The sequence below is a fragment of the Muricoccus vinaceus genome, from assembly GCF_042433125.1.
Classification (GTDB): Bacteria; Pseudomonadota; Alphaproteobacteria; order Acetobacterales; family Acetobacteraceae; genus Roseomonas; species Roseomonas vinacea.
Window position 1 is genome coordinate 55,407 of record NZ_JBHLVZ010000113.1, and the last position, 16,397, is coordinate 71,803.

Here is a 16,397-nt window from a genome sequence, read left to right on the forward strand (position 1 = left end):
AGCCACGCCGCTTGCCTCCCGCACGACCGTCCGGACCGCCTTGCGGCCCTGATGCCGTGCCGGTGGCGGCTGCGGCCAGGCGCCGAACCCCGACGATCTGCGGGCGCAGGCCGGCGCGCCCCGACGACCAGGAGGACCGACCGATGAAGCTTGTTTCCTTTGAGACCACCAAGGGCCCGGGCTTCGGCCTGGTGCAAGGCGAGCAGGTTGCCGACCTGACCGGCGCCTTCGCCGGCCGCGCCTCCAGCCTCCGCGGCCTTCTCGCCGCGGGCCTGCTGGCCGAGGTGGAGGCCGCCGCCAAGGCCGCGCCGAAAATGCCCTTCGACAGCCTGAAGCTTCTGCCGGTCATACCCGACCCCGACAAGATCATCTGCATCGGCCTCAACTATCTCGACCACGTCGCCGAGACCGGCCGTGCGCAGACCCCCAACCCCGCATTCTTCGCGCGCTTCCCCGCGAGCCAGGTCGGTCACGGCCAGCCGTTGGTGCGCCCCCGCGTGTCCACCGACTTCGACTACGAGGGCGAGCTGGCGCTGGTGATCGGCACCGGCGGCCGCCACATCAAGCCCGAGGACGCCCTGCGCCACGTCGCCGGCTACTCCTGCTACAACGAAGGCAGCATCCGCGACTGGCAGCGGCACACCACGCAGTTCACCGCCGGCAAGACCTTCGCCAGCACCGGCGGCTTCGGCCCCTGGCTCGTGACCGCGGATGAGATACCCGATCCCTCGAAGCTGACGCTGGAAACCCGTCTCAACGGGCAGGTGGTGCAGCACACGACAACGGATCTGCTGATCACCCCGATCCCGCAGATCCTGGCTTATGTCTCGGCCATCCTGCCCCTGCTGCCCGGCGACGTCATCGTCACGGGCACCCCGGGCGGCGTCGGCATGAAGCGCACGCCCCCGCTCTGGATGAAGCCCGGCGACGTCGCCGAGGTGGAGATTTCCGGCATCGGCATCCTTCGGAACCCCGTGGTCGAAGAAGCCGCCGCCTGACGGTCCGCGCGCCGGCCGGCAGGATCATCCTGGCCGGCGGCGGCTGAACGCGAGGGCGGCCCGACCCGGGAGGGCCGGGCCGCCTTTCGCTCAGGCGGCCTCGAAGCGAACCGTTTCCGGCTCCGCCGTGCCCACCACCTGCCACACCGTCACGGGCCCTGCGCCGTTGTTGCGGAACCAGTGCCGGCGCCCGGCCGGATTCATCACGAGGTCCCGCGGCCCCAGCTCGACCTCCACCGACTGCCCCGCCTCATCCTCCCATCCCACCGTCAGGCTGCCCTCCAGCACCAGGAAGGCGTCCTCCACGTCGCGGACATAGGGCCGCACGCCCGCACCCACCGGCACGCCCAGCATCTCCTTGCGGCAGGTGTCGGATTCAATGCCGCCCGGACCGACATAGACCTTGCGCGTGAAGCCCGCCGGATCCCACAGGGTCGGCTGCTCCGAATGGCGGATCACGAAGCGCGCCATGTGTCTCTGAAGCGGGTGCTCGCCACGCGCGTCGAAGGGGATGGTCTTGCCCGGTGCCGCCCCGAAGCTCCGCACCAGCTCCGGCGCCGTGTTCTTGGGGTGGTACAGGTAGCGTGGCGGCAGCGGCTTGCCGACATCCACGCTGATGCTCATCAGCACCGGCTCGATCCCGTCGTTGCGGAAGCCGTGGCCGATGTCCCGCGCGTTCAGGATCATGTCCTTCGGCCCGAGGCGGACCTCCACCACCTCGCCCTCCTGCTCCCATCCCACCGTCAGCACGCCGTCGATGATCAGAAAGCTTTCCTCTATCTCGTGCGCGTGGCAGGCCGCGTACTTGCCCACGTGCTTGTAGATCAGGCTGACCGTGAAGTGCTCCGGCTTCAGCGTGGAAGCATCGCCGACCTTCGGAGATCCGCCCGCACCGATGTAGCGCATCTGCGCCCGCTCCAGGTCGGCGAAGCCGCGGTTGCTCGGGAAGGCGTCCCAGTCGAACACCTTGTCCACATGGCGCCCGACATGGGCGCGAAGCTCGGCTTCCAGACCGGGCTGGCCGTGGCCCGGGCGAACAGGGGACATAACGTTCATGCGGAGCCCTCCGGCTGAAGCGCCGGCTCACCGCCGACGCACTTTCCCCTACCAGCACGCCATTTTGGCCGCTATACGACGTTTTATGGGCAAACAAGCCGATCCATCCGCGTCCGAGGACCGCTACCTGGTCCCCGGCCTGGCGCGCGGGCTGGAGGTGCTGCGCGCCTTCACCGCCGAGCGCCGCCGCATGACGCTGACCGAGATGGGCCAGGCCGTCGGCGTCACCCGCTCCGCCGTGTTCCGCATTGCCTACACGCTCGACCAGCTCGGCTTTCTCACCTACGACGCCCGCACCCGCACCTATGCACTGGGTCCGCAGGTGCTCCGCCTCGGCTACGGCTACCTCGCCTCCCGGGATCTCGTCGAAGTCGCCCTTTCCCACCTCGAATCCCTGCGCGACCGCAGCGGCTGGTCCGCCCATCTCGGCGTGCTGGAGGGGAGGGAGGTGGTCTACCTCGCCCGCCTACCCACCCGCCGGTCCCTTTCCAGCGTGGTGCAGGTCGGCACGCGTCTGCCCGCCCACGCGACCACCATGGGGCGGGTTCTCCTGGCCGCCCTGGCTCCCGCGGACCTCCGCGCCCTTTACGCCGGCACCGAGCTGACCGCCCACGGCGCCAGCACCCCCACCACGCTCCCGGCCCTCCTTGCCCAGGCCGAGCGCGACCGCGCTGCGGGCTTTGCCGCCCATGTCGCGGGGTTCGAGGCCGGCGTGGCCAGCGTCGCCGCCCCCCTGCGCGACGTCACCGGTGCCACGGTGGCGGCGATCAACCTTTCCACCGTCGCCCTGCTGACCTCGGAGGAGGAGTTGCGCGGCCCGCTGGCGGAGGAGGTCTCCGCCGCCGCCGCACGCATCTCCCTGGCGCTGGGCTTCACCGGAACGGCGGCCGCGGCATGACCGGCCGGGCAGCGCCGGCCATCCCGGGCGTGCCGCTTGCCTGCATCCCGGACACCCGGCTGCGCTGCCGGGCCGCGCCGAACAAGGAACCACCATGCCCCCACATGATCGTCGCCCGACACGGCGCGCCGCGCTCTCCCTCGGCCTGGCCGCCTCCGTGGCCCTCCGGGCCGGCCGCACCGCCGCCGCGGAAGCCTGGCCCGGGCGCCCCGTCACCATCGTCGCCCCCTTCACCCCCGGCGGGCCCGTGGACGTCCTCGCCCGCGTCATCGCCCAGGGCATCCAGGCGGGCAGCGGACAGGCCGCCGTGGTGGACAACCGCACGGGCGCGCAGGGCAACATCGGCATCGACGCCGTGCGCCGTGCCGCGCCGGACGGACACACGCTGTTGCTGGTGCCCGCCGGTAACCTGACCATCAACCCGACCCTGATGAACAACCTGACCTTTGACGTCGAGCGCGACTTCGCGCCCGTCAGCCTGCTCGCCACGGCACCCAACGTGCTCGTCTGCGCGCCGAACCTGCCCGTCCGCAGCATCGCGGAACTGGTCGCCTACGCGAAGTCGCGCCCGGAGGGTGTCACCTACGCTTCCCCTGGCGTGGGCAGCCAACTCCACCTGGCGGGGGAACTGCTGTCGCAGCGCGCCGGCATTCCCATGCTGCACGTTCCCTACCGCGGCTCCAGCCAGGCTCTGACCGACGTGGTCGCGGGCAACGTGCAGCTTCTCTTCACCAACCTGCCGGCCGTGCTCGCCGCCATCCGTGGCGGGCAGGTGCGCGCCCTGGCGCTCACCACCGCCACCCGCTCGCCCACCGCGCCGGAGATCCCGACGCTGGAGGAACTCGGCGTCGCGGGCTTCGATATCACCTCCTGGTACGGCCTGCTGGCGCCACGCGCCACGCCGGCCGAAACGCTGGCCGCGATCCACGCGGCCATCCGCGCCGTGCTCCACGCCGCCGCCACGGCGGCGAGCCTCCGGGCCCAGGGCCTGACCATCACGGACGAGGGCCTCGTGGAGTTCGGCACGCGCATCCGCCGGGAAACAGCAACCTGGGCCGAGGTGATCCGCAGCAGGAACATCCAGTCCGGCCTCTGAGCACGGGGCCGCCGCCACGATGCACAAAGGGGACGCAGCCGTGCCTGCACAACAGGCGCAGGCGCAGCGCGCGGCGGATATTCACCGGCTCGCGCCGAAAAAAGCCTTTGACGGGGGAGGGCGCCCGCAGGATGCTTCAAATCATGAACACCTAGTTCATATTTGAACGGATGGATGCACCTGTGTCCCAGAGCGCCCTCCCTGCCGAGCTGACGATCGTGCCTGCTCCGGTTCCCCGGACCGCCGCCGCGGAGGTGCTGTCCTTCGAGGGCGTCACCAGGCGCTTCGCCACGCGCACCGCCACCCCCTTCACGGCGGTGCAGGATCTTTCCTTCGGCGTCGCGAAAGGCGAGTTCGTCTCCATTGTCGGCCCCTCGGGCTGCGGCAAGAGCACCGTGCTGAACATGACGGCCGGGCTGGACCGCCCGAGCGCGGGCCGCGTCACCCTTTCGGGCGAGGCGGTGACCGGCCCCAACAAGCATGTCGGCTTCATGCTCCAGAAGGACCTGCTGCTTCCCTGGCGCAGCATCGTCCGCAACGTGGAATTCGGCCTCGAGGCCCGCGCGCTGAGCCGTGCCCAGCGGCGCGAGCGCGCGCTGCGGGAACTCGCCCGCTGCCGCCTCTCGGACTTCGCGAACCATTATCCCTTCCAGCTCTCCGGCGGCATGCGCCAGCGCGCCGCCCTCGCGCGCACGCTGGCCATCGAGCCGGACGTGGTGCTGCTGGACGAGCCCTTCTCCGCGCTCGACGCCCAGACGAAGCTTCTCCTCCAGCGCTCCTTTGCCCGCACCATCCACGATTCCGGCGTCACCGCGCTGCTCATCACCCACGACCTCGCCGAGGCCGTCGCCATGTCCGACCGCATCCTGGTGATGAGCGAGCGCCCCGGCCGCATCGTGGAGGAGATCGTCCTCGACCTGCCGCATCGCGACGACCCCATCGCCCGTCAGGCGCTTCCCCGTGCCCGCGAAGCGATGAGCCACCTTTTCCAGTCGCTCCATCTCGCCGAGCGCGAGGAATGAGCGCGACGCCCGCCAACCAACCGCAGGGGAACAGGGCCATGCCCGCATTGACGAGACGCGCGATCGGGGCGGCCGCCCTGGGCCTGTCCGCCGCCACGCTGATCCGCCCGGCGGCCGCCGCGGAAAAGGTCACCTACCTCTTTCCCGCCCCTTCCTTTCTCCCCGCCTTCGTTCCCCACCATCTCGCCCAGCAGCGCGGTTACTTTCGCGACGAGGGCGTCGAGGTCGCCTTTCAGCTCGGCCGCGGCGGCGCCGACGTCGCGAAGCAGGTCGCGCTGGGCAATGCCGAGATCGGCGGCGGCAGCGGCGACACCTCCATGATCGTCCGGGCCAATGGCCTGCCCGTCCGCGCCGTGGCCCTGCTCGGCGGCGGTTCCCTCTACCAGGTCGCAACCCGGCGCGACCGCAACATCAGGTCGCTCGCCGACCTCCGCGGCAAGAAGATCGGCGTCATCGCCTTTCAGGACACCGGCTACTACGCGCTCCTCGGCGCGCTGGCGGGCAGCGGGATCGCGAAGAACGAGGTGCAGATCCAGGCCGTCGGCCCCGCCGGCATGGTGCAGCTCATGGTCTCCGGCAGCCTGGACGGCATCACCGCCACGCCCGACTGGGCCGACAACATCGAAACCGCCGGCACCGCCATCGACTATCACGAGCTGGCCCAGGTCTTCCCCTCCATGGCCCAGGCCATCCTCACCTCCGACCGCATGGTGCATGACCGTCCGGCGGCCGTGCGCGGCGTGGTGCGCGGCATCATGCGCGGCGTGAAGGCCTGCATGGACGACCCAGCCTCCGCCGCGCGAGACTTCTGCCGCGCCGTTCCCCAGCAGGCCGGCAAGGAGGTGGAGATCGAGCGCATCCTCCGCCGCTACGTCACCCAGGTCTACCCGCCGCGGCCGGGCACCGACCTCGGCAAGTTCGACCCGCAGCGCCTCGCGCTCATCCAGAAGTCCTACATGGACAATGGCGTGATCCAGGAGGCGGTGCCCGTCCAGGACCTGTACAGCAATGAGTTCGTCTGACGCCGTGCCACCGGGCCGCATGCCCGCCGGCGCTCCGGCGATCGCCCCGGCCACCGCACCGGTCGTCGCTCCCCCGGGCACGGAGGCGCCGCGCCTGTCCCTTGCCCACCCGCTCGCCCTTCCCGCGATGACACTCCTCGTCGCGGTGGTGACGCTGCTCGCCTGGCAGTACCTTCCCCCCGCGCTCGGCGTGCCGAAATACATCATCCCGACCGTGACCGACATGGCCGCCGAGATGTCGCGCATGTGGCGCCAGGAAGAACTCCCGACCCACATCCTCTCCACCGCCACCATGGCCACGCTGGGCTTCGTGGCCGGTGGCCTGCTCGGCGCCGGCTGCGGTTACGGCCTCGGCCTGTCGCGCCTCTGGGAACGCGTGCTCTCCCCCTACATCCTCGCGCTGCAGATCGCGCCCAAGGTCGCCTTCGCGCCGCTTTTCATCATGTGGTTCGGCTACAACGCATGGCCGAAGCTCGTCGTCACGGTGCTGGTCGTCTTCTTCCCGATCCTGGTGAACGTGCTGCAGTCCATGAAGACCACCGACCGCGACCTCGTGAACCTCGCCCGCGCCTATTCCATGAGCCGTGCGCAGATCTTCTGGAAGGTCTATTTCCCCGCCTCCATGCCGAACCTCCTCGCGGGGCTGCGCATCGGCGCCACGCTCGCCGTCATCGGCGTGACCGTCGGCGAGCTCGTCGGCGGCGGCGTCGGCCTTGGCTACCTCATCACCTATGGCGAGGGGCAGGCGAACACCTCGATGGTCTTCAACGCCATCGTGCTGCTCACCGTCATCGGCATCGCCCTTTACTGGATCGTCGCCGCCGCGGAGGCCCGCATCCTCCACTACGTCCCGCGCATTTCCCCATGAGCGGCGCTCCGCAGCTTCTCGCAGGCCGCACGATCGTCGTCACCGGCGCAGCCCGGGGCGTCGGCCATGCCATCGCCCTCGCCTGCGCCAGGGCAGGCGCACGCCTCGTCCTCGCGGATATCCTCGCCGATCGGCTCGCGGAAACGGCGGCCGCGATGGCCGCCCAGGGGCACCAGCTCCGCGCCGTCCCGCTGGACCTCGGCGACCCCGCGGCGATCGAGGCCTTCGCGGACGACGTCGGGGCCCACGAGGGCACCATCCACGGTCTGGTGAACAACGCCGCCATCGCGACGGGCATCGGCGGCCCCGAATTCGACGCGATCGAGATCGACACGTGGGACCGCGTGATGCGTGTCAACGTCCGCGGCACCTGGCTCGTCACACGCGCCATGGTGCCCCTGATGCAGGCCGGCAGCGACGGTGGCCGCATCGTCAACCTCGCCTCGGACACGGCCCTCTGGGGCGCGCCGCGGCTGCTCGCCTACACGGCCAGCAAGGGCGCGGTGATCTCCATGACACGCTCGCTCGCCCGCGAGCTTGGCCCCCGCGGCATCGGCATCGCCTGCATCGCCCCCGGCATCATGCGCTGCGAGGCCACCGAATACGTTCCCGCCGAGCGTCACGCCCTCTACGAGCGGGGCCGCGCCGTCCCGGGCCCGCAGGTGCCGGACGACATCACCGGCACCGTCGTCTTTCTTCTCACCCCCGGCGCCCTGGCCGTCACCGGCCAGACCATTCCGGTGGATGCGGGCTTCGTCTTCACATGACCACCACCCAGACCGTCTCCGGCATCACGCTCCGCCGCAACGCCGGTGCGGGCGTGCCCCTCGTCCTCCTCCATGGCATCGGCAGCAATGCCGAAAGCTGGTCGCCGCTCATGGCCGCCCTCCCGCCCGGCCTGGAGGTCATCGCCTGGGACGCGCCCGGCTACGGCGCCTCCGCACCCGTGGCGCCGGAAGCCCCGACGCCGAGCGACTACGCCGCCGCCTTGCTCCGCGTGCTCGACGCCCTCGGCCATGCCCGGATCCGCCTGATGGGCCACTCGCTCGGGTCGCTCCTCGCAGGCCGCTTCGCTGCCCTCCACCCCGGCCGTGTGGAGCGCCTGGCGCTCCTCTCGCCCGCGCTCGGCTACGGCGTGACGGCCGGGCCGCTCCCCCCCGGCGTCCAGGCCCGCATCGACGACCTCGCCGCTCTCGGCCCGCAGGACTTCGCCGCGCGCCGCGCCTCGCGCCTGGTGCACGACCCCGAGAAACGCCCGAAGGTCCTGGAAGGCGTCCGCCGCTCCATGGCCGCGGTGAACCCCGCCGGCTATGCCCAGGCGGTCCGGGCGCTGGGCGCCGGGGATCTCCTTGCCGACGCGCCCGGCCTCGCCATGCCCACCCTCGTCGCCACCGGCATCGAGGACGTGGTCACCCCGCCCGACAACGCCCGCCGCCTCCACGCGGCGCTCCCCAATCCCATCCGCCTCGCCGAACTCCCCGCGGCCGGTCACGCGATGCCGCAGGAATTTCCCCGCGAACTCGCGGCCCTTCTCGCGGAGACCCTCCTTGCCTGACACACCGGAGGCGGAGGACTCCGCCTATCTCTCCCCGCCCGTTCAGCGCGCCGCGCGCCTGCTGCGCCACATCGCCGAGGGCGATACGGTCACCAACATGGCCGCCACCGCCCGCGCGCTCGGCATCAACCGCACCACACTCCTGCGCCTCCTCACCACGCTCGAGGCCGAGCGCTTCATCGAGCCGATCGGCCAGGCGGGAGGCCCGAACGCCGGCTGGCGCATCGGCCTCGGCCTCATCGGCCTGGCGGCACAGGCCTTCTTCTCGCAGGACCTCGTGCAGACCGCGGGCCCCTGCATCGCGCGCCTGGCCGACACCACCCATCTCTCCGCCCATCTCGGCGTGCTCGACGCCCTGGACGTGGTCTACGTGCTGCGCCGGACGCCCGAGCAGGGCCGCTACGTCAGCAACATCCGCGTCGGCAGCCGGCTGCCGGCCCACGCCGCCGTCATGGGCCGCATCATCCTCGCCCATATGCCGGGGGAGGCAGTGGAGAAGCTTTTTGCCGGCACCCCGCTGCAACCGAGCACGCCCCACACGCCAGTGACGATGGAGCAACTCCACGACCGCCTCGCCGGGGACAAGGCCGCCGGCCTTGCCTGGAGCGATGGCTTCTTCGAGGCGGGCATCTCCTCCGTCGCCGCCGCGATCTTCGACGCATCCGGCGCGCCCGTCGCGGCCGTCAACGTCAGCGGCCAGACGGCCTCCTTCGACGGTCCTGCCCGGCGCGAGCGCATCGGCCGCGCCGTTGCCGGCACCGCCGAGGAAATCTCGCGCCGCCTCGGCTGGGCCGGCCCGGCGCATCCCCGGAACCAGACGAGACTGGAGGTGGTCGCATGACCCAAAGCATCGACACGAAGATCGGTCCCGACTTCATGCGCGGCATCGCCATGCGCGCGCCCGGGGTCACGGCCACGCGCGGCTTCTACGAGAAGAACTGGGGCCTGCGCACGGTCGCCGAGGGGAATGACGGCACCTTCTACCTTCGCGGCACCGGTTCCGAGCACTGGGTCTACGCCATGCGCGAGGACCGGGACTTCGGCATCGACTACGTCCATTTCGGCATGAACACCCGCTCCCGCCTGGATGCCCTCCACGCTCAGCTTCAGGCCGCATCCATCCCCGTCACCGCCCCCGCCGAACTCTCCACCCCCGGCGGCGGCTACGGCTTCACCGCGCTCGACCCCGAGGGCCGGCGCCTCCGCTTCTCCGCCGACGTCGCCCGCCACGCCGACACCGGCGACGAGCGCGCGCTGCCGCGCAAGGTCTCCCACGTCGTCCTCAACACCCCCGCGATGGAGGCGACCTCCGCCTGGTACCAGGAGCACCTGAACTTCCGCGTCACGGACTACTCCGCGGACATGATGGTCTTTCTCCGCTGCGCGACCGACGAGGCCTATAGCGACCACCACTGCATCGCCCTCAACCGCGCGCAGTACCCATCCGCCAACCACGTGGCCTTCGAGATGCCCTCGATCGACAGCTTCATGCGCGGCATCGGCCGGATGAAGCAGGCGGGACAGGCGCCTTCCTGGGGCCCCGGCCGCCACGGTCCGGGCAACAACCCCTTCGCCTATTTCGTCTCCCCTTCCGGCTTCGTCATCGAGTTCACCTCCGAGGTCCACAAGGTGGAGGAAGCCACCCATGCGCCCGAGGTCTGGCCGCGCGACGTGCCGGAGAAGATGGACACCTGGATGACCGCCGGCCCGCCGACGCCGGCCATGCGCACCGTCATGGCCGGCCGCCCCGACGCCGGCTGGCAGGCACCATGAACCTCGGCTACGCGGGCCGCACCGCCGTCGTGACCGGCGGCACCTCCGGCATCGGCCTCGAAACCGCGCGCCTGCTGCTTGAGGAAGGCGCCCGCGTCGCCATCTGCGGCCGCGACATCGGCCGGCTCGATGCCGCGCGCAACACCCTCGGTGGTGGCGACAACCTCCTCGCCCGGCCCTGCGACGTGCTGAACCGCGAGCAGGTCGCCGCCTTCGCGCGGGCCGTCGCGGAATGGGGCGGCGGCGCGCTCGACCTGCTGGTGAACAACGCCGGCCAGGGCCGCGTCTCCACCTTCGCCGAAACCACCGACGACGCCTGGCACGAGGAACTCGAACTGAAGTTCTTCTCCCAGATCACCCCGCTGCGTGCCTTCCGCCCCCTGCTGGACCGCGCCGAGGCACCGGCCATCGTCGGCGTGAACTCCCTTCTCGCGATCCAGCCCGAACCTCACATGGTCTGCACCTCCGCGGCGCGGGCCGGCGTGCAGAGCCTGCTGAAATCCCTCGCGACCGAGTTCGCCCCGCATATCCGCGTGAACTCCATCCTCCTCGGCCTCGTGGACTCCGGCCAATGGCAGCGCCGCTTCGCCGCCCGCGAGGACAAGGCGCGGACGCGGGACGAATGGTACGGCGACCTCGCCCGCAGGAAGGGCATCCCGCTCGGCCGTCTCGGGCGCCCCGAGGAGCCCGCCCGCGCCATCCTCTTCCTCGGCTCGCCGGCGGCGAGCTACGTCACCGGCGCCAGCCTGGAAGTGTCCGGCGGCGTGTCGCGGCACATCTGACGGACCCGGTCATGGACAACCTCACCCAAGCCGCCGCCCGCATCGCCACCGAGGAACCCGTGGGCGACCTCATCGCCCGCGCGCTCGCCGACATCGGCGTCACCACCGTCTTCGGCGTCATCTCCATCCACAACATGCCCATCCTCGACGCCATCGCGCGCCAGGGCCGCATCCGCTTCGTCCCCGCCCGCGGCGAGGCCGGGGCGATGAACATGGCCGACGCCCACGCGCGCGTCTCGCGTCGCTTAGGCGTCGTCGTCACCTCCACCGGCACCGGCGCCGGCAACGCCGCCGGATCGCAGGTCGAGGCGCTGACCGCCGGCTCCCCCGTGCTGCACATCACCGCCACGGTGGACCGCGCCTTCATGGACCGCGACCGCGCCGCCATCCACGACGTGCCGCGCCAGCCCGACATGCTGCGCGCCATCAGCAAGGCCTATCTCCGCGCCTGGGAACCCTCGGGCGCCATGGACACGCTCCTCGCCGCCGCCCGCGCCGCGCTCACCGCCCCCTCCGGCCCCGTCACGCTCGAAATCCCCGTGGACGTGCAGCGCGTGAAGGTTCCCGGCCGCGCGCTCCCCGCCAGCCTCCACATCGCCCCCGCCCAACCCGACCCCGCCCAGCTCGACGCCCTCGCCGAGCTCGTCCTCCGCGCCGAGCGCCCCATGCTCTGGCTCGGCGGCGGCGCCCGCCACGCGTCGGTGGCCGCCACGGAACTCGTCAACCGCGGCTTCGCCGCCGTCACCAGCACCCAGGGCCGCGCCACCGTGCCGGAGGACCACCCGCGCTCCCTCGGCGCCTTCAACATGACCCCCCAGGCACAGTCCCTCTACGACCGGGCCGACCTGATGATCGCCGCCGGAACCCGCTTCCGCGGCAACGAAACCCGCAACAACGCCATGCCCCTGCCGCACCCGCTCGTGCAGGTGGACGCCGACCCCACCCAGGCCGGCCGCAACTACCCCGTGGACATGTTCATCCCCGGCGACGCCCGCCTCGTCCTCGAAGGACTCCTCGCCCGCCTTCCCGCGCAGCTCGCGACCGACGCCAACTTCCTCCACGACATCTCCATCGCCCGTGCCGCCTCCGAAGGCGTGCTGCGCGGCGCCCTCGGCCCCTACCAGGTCGTCGCCGACGCCCTCCTCACCCGCGTTCCCGCCGGCCGCCACCCCTTCGTGCGCGACGTCACCCTCTCCAACTCCACCTTCGGCAACCGCTACGTCCAGGTCGCCGCCCCGCATCTCGGCGTCCACGCGCTCGGCGGCGGCATCGGCCAGGGCATCGCCATGGCGATCGGCGCCGCCCTCGCCGGCGAGCCCGCCAAAACCGTCGCCCTCGTCGGCGACGGCGGCGCCATGCTGATGATCGGCGAGCTCGCGACAGCCGCCGAGGTGGAGGCCAACATGGTCGTCATCCTCATGAACGACGGCGGCTACGGCGTCATCCGCAACATCCAGGACGCGCAATACGACGGCCGCCGCCACTACGCCGACCTGCTGACGCCGGACTTCTCGCTCCTCTGCGCCTCCATTCGCCTGCCGCACGAGAAGGTCTCGTCCATCGAGGCCTTCGACGCCGCGCTCGACCGCGCCCTCGCCACCACCGGGCCCTGCGTGCTGGAGGTGGACATGACGAGCATCGGCCCCTTCGCCGAGAGCTTCGCCGGCCCCCCCGCCGGTGCCGCCGGCAGCGTGCGCTGATGAACGCGATGTCCGAGCCCAGGGCGACGGTGACGACCTTCCCCGCCCTTCTTCGCCGCATGACCTACGAGGCCCCCGGCGTCCTCTCGCTGGACTTCGAGGCGGAGGACGGTCGCGAGCTGCCGCCTTTCGAGCCCGGCTCCCACATCGACCTGCACCTGCCCGACGGCACGATCCGCCAGTACTCCCTCTGCGGCGATCCAGCGGCGCGCGGCCACTACCGCATCGCCGTCCGCGACGTGAAGGGCGGCCGCGCCTCCCGCTTCATCCACCGCGGCGAGCTGCGCCCCGGCGTCACCGTCACCCTCGGCGTCCCCCGCAACAACTTCGCCTTCGAGCCCGCTTCGAACTACCTTTTCGTCGCCGGCGGCATCGGCATCACGCCCCTCCTGCCGATGATGCGCGCGGCCAGCGCCGCGGGCACCTCCTGGTCCCTCCTCCTCTGCGCCCCCCGCACCGCCGATGCCCCCTTCCTGCGCGAGGCCCGCGCCCTCGGCGGTGAGGTCTCCGTTCACGCCAGCACCGAGGGCACCCGCCTCGACGTCGCCGCCCACCTCCGCGACGCCCGCCCCGACACCCTCCTCTACTGCTGCGGCCCCGAGGCCCTGATGCTCGCCGTCGAGCAGGCCACGGCGTGCTGGCCCCAGGGCAGCGTCCGCTTCGAGTGGTTCACCGCCCGCGCCCGCCCCGAAGGCGAGACGGCCGACACCTTCGAGGTCGAATGTGCCCAGCGCGGCCTTACCCTCACCGTGCCGTCCGGCCGCTCCATCCTCCAGGTCCTGAACGACGCCGGCCTCGACGTTCCCTGCTCCTGCGAGCAGGGCATCTGCGGCACCTGCGAGGTCGCGGTGCTGGAAGGCGAGGTGGACCACCGCGACAGCATCCTCTCCGCCGCCGAGCGCGCCTCGAACTCCACGATGATGTGCTGTGTCTCCCGCGCCAAATCCCCCCGCCTGGTGCTCGACCTGTGACCACAGCCGACGAACCGAAGATCATGCTCACGATCTTCCTCAAGCACGACCAGTCCCAGAACATCGACCGGATCCAGGGCACGCTCGCCGAGCGCGCCTGGTGGGACCGCTTCCCGCCCGAGGGCTGCGAGATCGTCTCCTGGACCGTCGCCATGGGCCTCGGCCAGATCGTGACGCTCCGCCTGCCGCCCGCCCTGCTGAACCGCGTCAACATCGAGATCGAGCGCTCCGCCTGGGGCGTATTCTCCACCGAGTTCTTCCCCACCTACGACTTCGTGCCGGTGCGCGAGCGCCTCACGCGCGAGTGGAAAGCCAAGCGAGAGGAGAAGGCCCCGTGAGCCAGACGGTCAGCAACACCTACCAGTTCCCCTATCTCGAAGCGCGACAGACCCTCACGCGCCCCGTCACCGACTGGGAATCCGACCTCGCCGACACGATCGAGGCCGCCTTCGCCAAGGGCAACTACGAACTCGAAGACCTCGTCGCCGCCCTCAACCGGTCCCGCGTCCGCCCGCCGACCGGCGGCGCCTGGACCGCCGAGGGCTTCACCGCCCTCATCCACGAGCTGGGAGCCTGACACCGATGAGCGCGACCCTCACCCGCCCGGCCGCGATCACCGAGGCCGAGATCCGCGACTATCTCTCCACCGGCCTCCGCAACCGCTGGTGGCCCGTCCTGCCCTCCCGCTTCGTCCAGACCAACGGCAAGCCCGTCGGCCTCACCCGCCTCGGCGAGAAGATCGTCCTCTGGCGCGACCACGCCGGCACCGTCCGCGTCCAGGCCGACCGCTGCCCGCACCGCGCCGTGCCCCTCTCGCGCGGATTGAACGAGGGCGACCGCCTCCGCTGCAACTACCACGGCGTCGAGATCGGCACGGACGGCACGGTCCTTTCCGTCCCCGGCCAGCCCGGCTGCCCGCTGGAGGGCAAGAAGGCCGTCAAGACCTACCCCTCCCAGGAGATCGCCGGCGCCGTCTTCGTCTGGTTCGGCGACGCCCTGCACGAGGAGCCCGAGCCCTTCACCCCGCCGCCCCAACTCGCGGGCGGCGAGTACAAGGCCATCCTCTGCTACGCCGACTGGGAGATGTTCTGGCGCTACCTCTACGACAACAACATGGACCCGATGCACGGGACCTTCCTGCACGCCAATTCCCACACGATGTACCAGGGCGACACCCAGGCCCACTTCGTCACCCGCGACACCGAGAAAGGCTTCTTCTTCGAGAAGGAGGGCCAGCGCGACGTCAACTTCGACTGGTCCGAGCTGGTGGACGACAACGCCCTCTACGTCCGCCTCGAAATCCCCTATCCGCCCTCCGGCGGCCCGGGCGGCAACTTCGGCATCATCTCCTTCGGCTGCCCCATCGACGAGAACTGGACCGCCTGCTTCTTCTGGCGCGTCCGCAAGGTCCAGGGCTGGCAGCGCGACGTCTGGCGCTTCCTCTACCGCACCCGCATGGAACCCCGTCACTGGCACGTCCTCGAACAGGACCGCGAGATCCTCGCCGGCCAGCGCCCCGGCCTCGAGAAGTTCGAGATGCTCTACCAGCACGACGCCGGCCTCATCCGCCTGCGCCGCCACCTCGCCCAGGTCGCGCGCAAGCAGCTCACCGAACTGCGCGCCGCCGGCAAGGCGTAGCCGCATGGCCTACCGCAAGGTCACGTCCCCCGAGGTGCCGGAACCCCCGGGGGAGATCTTCTCCCAGTGCCTCGTCAGCGGGAACACAGTCCACATCTCCGGCCAGCACGCGGGTGTCCCCGGCGGCGGCGTGCTGGGCGACGGCAGCGTGGCCGACCAGGCCCGCCACAGCTTCCGCCGCGTGATCGCCCTCGTGGAGGCCGCCGGCGGCACCGCCGCCGACATCGCCAAGCTCACCATCTACCTGACCCGTATCGAGGACCGCCCCGCCATAGGCCCCGTCCGGCGCGAGTTCTTCTCCGACCCCATGCCCTGCTCCACCCTCGTCGGCATCTCCGCCCTGGCCGCCCCCGACCTTCTCATCGAGGTGGACGCGGTCGCCATCCTCGGCGCCGGCGCCTGATGGACGGCCTTGCCCCCGCCTCCCCGCGAAGGGACCCCGGCATGGACGCCGACCTCCGCCGCATCGTGGCCGTCGAGGTCCACCGCCGCCGCACCGGCCGCTGCCCCGTCCTCGTCCACGCCCTCGGCACCGGCGAGACCTTCCGCATCGAGCCGCAGGGCAACGGCTTCCGCGACCTCGCCACCGGCCTCCGTGCCCAGGCCACCCCCGAGGGCATCGACCTCGACGGCACCACCATCGCCCTTCGCCTGACCGGCGACATCGCCTTCGAGGGCCAGGACATCGCCTCCGGCGAACGCTTCACCGGCCACGCCGGGGGAGGGGCCTCCGTCACCCTCTACGACGCCCGCCGCACCGGCTTCTTCCAGTACGCCGTCTCCGACCAGGACCAGCCGCCGGACCTGCTGCGGGCCTGACCCTGCCGCCGCCAGAGAGGGCTCCGCCCTCCCCGGCACCTCTCCCGCCAAGGGCCTGAGGCCCTTGGATCCCAGTCTGGCTGTCGCGGAACCTTCCTGAAGGTGCCCCGGCCGCAAAGCATCCCCAACTCAGAAAAGAAGATGATGGAGGGGGTCCAGGGGGAGGGAAGAATTCCTTCTTCCTCTCCCCGGGGCCACC

19 protein-coding genes are annotated in these 16,397 nt (G+C 71.3%); 18 read left to right on the forward strand and 1 reads right to left on the reverse strand.

The features are described from left to right. The first annotated feature begins 143 nt into the window (after positions 1–143). On the forward strand, positions 144–998 hold the full coding sequence (locus ACFFIC_RS28490) for a fumarylacetoacetate hydrolase family protein (RefSeq protein WP_377056838.1): 855 nt from the start codon (positions 144–146) through the stop codon (positions 996–998). A 90-nt stretch (positions 999–1,088) separates the two neighbouring features. On the opposite strand, the gene ACFFIC_RS28495 is transcribed toward ACFFIC_RS28490, so the two are convergent. After that, positions 1,089–2,054: a cupin domain-containing protein gene (locus tag ACFFIC_RS28495; protein WP_377056840.1), complete on the reverse strand. Its 966-nt coding sequence runs from the start codon at positions 2,052–2,054 to the stop codon at positions 1,089–1,091. A gap of 85 nt (positions 2,055–2,139) precedes the next feature. Here ACFFIC_RS28495 and ACFFIC_RS28500 point away from each other — a divergent pair, with 85 nt between their 5' ends. The 17 genes from ACFFIC_RS28500 to ACFFIC_RS28580 all read left to right on the forward strand — a co-directional run bounded on the left by ACFFIC_RS28500 (position 2,140) and on the right by ACFFIC_RS28580 (position 16,198). Continuing rightward, positions 2,140–2,952: an IclR family transcriptional regulator gene (locus tag ACFFIC_RS28500; protein ID WP_377056842.1), complete on the forward strand. Its 813-nt coding sequence runs from the start codon at positions 2,140–2,142 to the stop codon at positions 2,950–2,952. Positions 2,953–3,046: 94 nt separating this feature from the next. Next, complete coding sequence (locus ACFFIC_RS28505; RefSeq protein WP_377056844.1) at positions 3,047–4,048, forward strand: Bug family tripartite tricarboxylate transporter substrate binding protein; 1,002 nt, start codon at positions 3,047–3,049, stop codon at positions 4,046–4,048. Between the two features lie 182 nt (positions 4,049–4,230). Beyond that, positions 4,231–5,070 (forward strand): ABC transporter ATP-binding protein, encoded by an 840-nt coding sequence (locus tag ACFFIC_RS28510; RefSeq protein ID WP_377056846.1) that lies wholly within the window; start codon positions 4,231–4,233, stop codon positions 5,068–5,070. A gap of 38 nt (positions 5,071–5,108) precedes the next feature. Next, positions 5,109–6,092, forward strand: coding sequence for an ABC transporter substrate-binding protein (locus tag ACFFIC_RS28515; protein WP_377056848.1), 984 nt, complete (start codon positions 5,109–5,111; stop codon positions 6,090–6,092). Further along, positions 6,079–6,960 carry an ABC transporter permease gene (locus ACFFIC_RS28520; RefSeq protein ID WP_377056850.1) on the forward strand — a complete coding sequence of 294 codons (882 nt, stop codon included), beginning with the start codon at positions 6,079–6,081 and terminating at the stop codon, positions 6,958–6,960. Before ACFFIC_RS28515 ends, ACFFIC_RS28520 begins: the two co-directional genes overlap by 14 nt. Next, positions 6,957–7,727, forward strand: coding sequence for an SDR family oxidoreductase (locus ACFFIC_RS28525; RefSeq protein WP_377056852.1), 771 nt, complete (start codon positions 6,957–6,959; stop codon positions 7,725–7,727). The genes ACFFIC_RS28520 and ACFFIC_RS28525 overlap by 4 nt, the downstream gene beginning before the upstream one ends. Beyond that, positions 7,724–8,515 (forward strand): alpha/beta fold hydrolase, encoded by a 792-nt coding sequence (locus ACFFIC_RS28530; RefSeq protein ID WP_377056854.1) that lies wholly within the window; start codon positions 7,724–7,726, stop codon positions 8,513–8,515. Before ACFFIC_RS28525 ends, ACFFIC_RS28530 begins: the two co-directional genes overlap by 4 nt. After that, the gene (locus ACFFIC_RS28535; protein ID WP_377056856.1) at positions 8,508–9,356 is read left to right on the forward strand and encodes an IclR family transcriptional regulator; all 849 of its coding nucleotides are present in this window, start codon (positions 8,508–8,510) and stop codon (positions 9,354–9,356) included. The genes ACFFIC_RS28530 and ACFFIC_RS28535 overlap by 8 nt, the downstream gene beginning before the upstream one ends. Then, positions 9,353–10,288, forward strand: coding sequence for a VOC family protein (locus ACFFIC_RS28540; RefSeq protein WP_377056858.1), 936 nt, complete (start codon positions 9,353–9,355; stop codon positions 10,286–10,288). Before ACFFIC_RS28535 ends, ACFFIC_RS28540 begins: the two co-directional genes overlap by 4 nt. Continuing rightward, a complete protein-coding gene (locus ACFFIC_RS28545; RefSeq protein ID WP_377056860.1) occupies positions 10,285–11,070 on the forward strand; it encodes an SDR family oxidoreductase in 786 nt (261 codons plus the stop codon). The genes ACFFIC_RS28540 and ACFFIC_RS28545 overlap by 4 nt, the downstream gene beginning before the upstream one ends. An 11-nt stretch (positions 11,071–11,081) precedes the next feature. Further along, on the forward strand, positions 11,082–12,770 hold the full coding sequence (locus ACFFIC_RS28550) for a thiamine pyrophosphate-binding protein (protein ID WP_377056862.1): 1,689 nt from the start codon (positions 11,082–11,084) through the stop codon (positions 12,768–12,770). Positions 12,771–12,778: 8 nt separating this feature from the next. Further along, entirely contained in the window at positions 12,779–13,741 is a 963-nt protein-coding gene (locus ACFFIC_RS28555; RefSeq protein ID WP_377056864.1) for a PDR/VanB family oxidoreductase, read from the forward strand. 23 nt (positions 13,742–13,764) lie between these two features. Next, positions 13,765–14,079: a hypothetical protein gene (locus ACFFIC_RS28560; RefSeq protein WP_377056866.1), complete on the forward strand. Its 315-nt coding sequence runs from the start codon at positions 13,765–13,767 to the stop codon at positions 14,077–14,079. Next, positions 14,076–14,318, forward strand: coding sequence for a recombinase-like helix-turn-helix domain-containing protein (locus ACFFIC_RS28565; protein WP_377056868.1), 243 nt, complete (start codon positions 14,076–14,078; stop codon positions 14,316–14,318). The genes ACFFIC_RS28560 and ACFFIC_RS28565 overlap by 4 nt, the downstream gene beginning before the upstream one ends. A 5-nt stretch (positions 14,319–14,323) precedes the next feature. Further along, positions 14,324–15,379, forward strand: coding sequence for a Rieske 2Fe-2S domain-containing protein (locus tag ACFFIC_RS28570; protein WP_377056870.1), 1,056 nt, complete (start codon positions 14,324–14,326; stop codon positions 15,377–15,379). A gap of 4 nt (positions 15,380–15,383) precedes the next feature. Continuing rightward, positions 15,384–15,782: a RidA family protein gene (locus ACFFIC_RS28575; protein ID WP_377056872.1), complete on the forward strand. Its 399-nt coding sequence runs from the start codon at positions 15,384–15,386 to the stop codon at positions 15,780–15,782. Positions 15,783–15,823: 41 nt separating this feature from the next. Beyond that, entirely contained in the window at positions 15,824–16,198 is a 375-nt protein-coding gene (locus ACFFIC_RS28580; RefSeq protein ID WP_377056874.1) for a hypothetical protein, read from the forward strand. Positions 16,199–16,397: the final 199 nt, after the last annotated feature.

Coding starts and splice junctions, on each gene's coding strand:
- ACFFIC_RS28490 (WP_377056838.1), top strand. CDS start 144: ATGAAGCTTGTTTCCTTTGAGACCACCAAGGGCCCGGGCTTCGGCCTG.
- ACFFIC_RS28495 (WP_377056840.1), bottom strand. CDS start 2,054: ATGAACGTTATGTCCCCTGTTCGCCCGGGCCACGGCCAGCCCGGTCTG.
- ACFFIC_RS28500 (WP_377056842.1), top strand. CDS start 2,140: ATGGGCAAACAAGCCGATCCATCCGCGTCCGAGGACCGCTACCTGGTC.
- ACFFIC_RS28505 (WP_377056844.1), top strand. CDS start 3,047: ATGCCCCCACATGATCGTCGCCCGACACGGCGCGCCGCGCTCTCCCTC.
- ACFFIC_RS28515 (WP_377056848.1), top strand. CDS start 5,109: ATGCCCGCATTGACGAGACGCGCGATCGGGGCGGCCGCCCTGGGCCTG.
- ACFFIC_RS28520 (WP_377056850.1), top strand. CDS start 6,079: ATGAGTTCGTCTGACGCCGTGCCACCGGGCCGCATGCCCGCCGGCGCT.
- ACFFIC_RS28525 (WP_377056852.1), top strand. CDS start 6,957: ATGAGCGGCGCTCCGCAGCTTCTCGCAGGCCGCACGATCGTCGTCACC.
- ACFFIC_RS28530 (WP_377056854.1), top strand. CDS start 7,724: ATGACCACCACCCAGACCGTCTCCGGCATCACGCTCCGCCGCAACGCC.
- ACFFIC_RS28540 (WP_377056858.1), top strand. CDS start 9,353: ATGACCCAAAGCATCGACACGAAGATCGGTCCCGACTTCATGCGCGGC.
- ACFFIC_RS28545 (WP_377056860.1), top strand. CDS start 10,285: ATGAACCTCGGCTACGCGGGCCGCACCGCCGTCGTGACCGGCGGCACC.
- ACFFIC_RS28550 (WP_377056862.1), top strand. CDS start 11,082: ATGGACAACCTCACCCAAGCCGCCGCCCGCATCGCCACCGAGGAACCC.
- ACFFIC_RS28555 (WP_377056864.1), top strand. CDS start 12,779: ATGTCCGAGCCCAGGGCGACGGTGACGACCTTCCCCGCCCTTCTTCGC.
- ACFFIC_RS28560 (WP_377056866.1), top strand. CDS start 13,765: ATGCTCACGATCTTCCTCAAGCACGACCAGTCCCAGAACATCGACCGG.
- ACFFIC_RS28570 (WP_377056870.1), top strand. CDS start 14,324: ATGAGCGCGACCCTCACCCGCCCGGCCGCGATCACCGAGGCCGAGATC.
- ACFFIC_RS28575 (WP_377056872.1), top strand. CDS start 15,384: ATGGCCTACCGCAAGGTCACGTCCCCCGAGGTGCCGGAACCCCCGGGG.
- ACFFIC_RS28580 (WP_377056874.1), top strand. CDS start 15,824: ATGGACGCCGACCTCCGCCGCATCGTGGCCGTCGAGGTCCACCGCCGC.